Annotated in this window: 2 protein-coding genes; both read right to left on the minus strand. The window is 40.5% G+C overall.

Annotation, left to right across the window (positions count from 1 at the left end):
- The coding region (locus FD12_RS01735) for an IS3 family transposase (protein ID WP_156404058.1) at window positions 1-478 on the minus strand (478 nt) is incomplete at its 3' end.
- Window positions 479-537: 59 nt separating this feature from the next.
- Entirely contained in the window at window positions 538-1,035 is a 498-nt protein-coding gene (locus FD12_RS01740) for a helix-turn-helix domain-containing protein (protein ID WP_225427402.1), read from the minus strand.
- Window positions 1,036-1,083 lie beyond the last annotated feature (48 nt).

The following is a 1,083-nucleotide window of genomic DNA, read 5'->3' on the forward strand; positions in this document are numbered from 1 at the left end:
TAAGTAATTCAGTCAAAGGACTCATGACAAATTTAACCGTCGGATGGAGCTCAAGTGACCAAGATAATACTTCGCTGTTGAAGAGATCAATGTAAGCCGTGAAATAAGCCCGTTTATTAGTCGAATTGTTCCCCCAACGAAGTTCAGTCACATCGGTAACCACTTTCTGATAAGGACGATCAGTAGAGAAACGGCGATTAACCCGATTAGGGGCAACTTTACCCACCCGTCCTTTATAAGAATTGTACTTATGAACGTTGCGGTCATAGGCATGACATAAGAGATTGTTTTCCCGCATTATTCTTAATATCCGTTTATGGTTAACTTGAAAGTCCTGCTTCTTAAGTTCGATTGTAATACGGCGATAGCCGTAATCGTTATGGGTATTCCGGATAGCTTTAATGGCGACAATGATTTTAGTTGAATCTTTTTTGCCATATTGTCGATCCAGTGCATCATGGTAACTGCTACTAGCCATCTTGGCAATCTTCAATATGATACTCAAACTTACCTTGAATTCACGCCTCAGCTCAACTATTACTTGGGCTTTTTCTTGGTTTGAGATTTTCGCTTCTTCTGTGCCAAGGCGTGCAATTTTTCCAAGTAAGCATTCCTCAATTTGAGAATTTCATTCTCGTCTTTAAGCTTCTGGAGTTCATCATCTTCGTGGTTATTGGTCTTAGTCAACTTAGGTGGCCGTCCTTTACTCGGTTTTAAACGTCCTTCTTTCAAAGCCTTTTCCCATTCCCAAACGAGTTTTGGTGCCCGCAAATTAAAATGCTTAGCGGTAGCTGTTAATGAGGCATGATGGGTTAGACGCCATTTGATAACTTCTATTTTAAACGAATAAGGATGATATGTCCTGGATGATTTTAGACTGCCTTGAAGTGCCTTAGCTCCGGAGGAGTTAAACAGTCGAACCCATTCATAGAGCGTCGCACTGCCTCGAATCCCATATTGACTCATAATGCTGGAAATAGATACACCACCCAGCCACTGTTTAATAGCTGCCATTTTAACTTCATAAGAAAACATAATAAAACCCCTTGAATTAGATTTCTCCAATTCAAGGGGTTCAGTTCA

Origin of the sequence: Lentilactobacillus rapi DSM 19907 = JCM 15042, from assembly GCF_001436255.1 — a bacterium.
GTDB classification, from domain to species: domain Bacteria; phylum Bacillota; class Bacilli; order Lactobacillales; family Lactobacillaceae; genus Lentilactobacillus; species Lentilactobacillus rapi.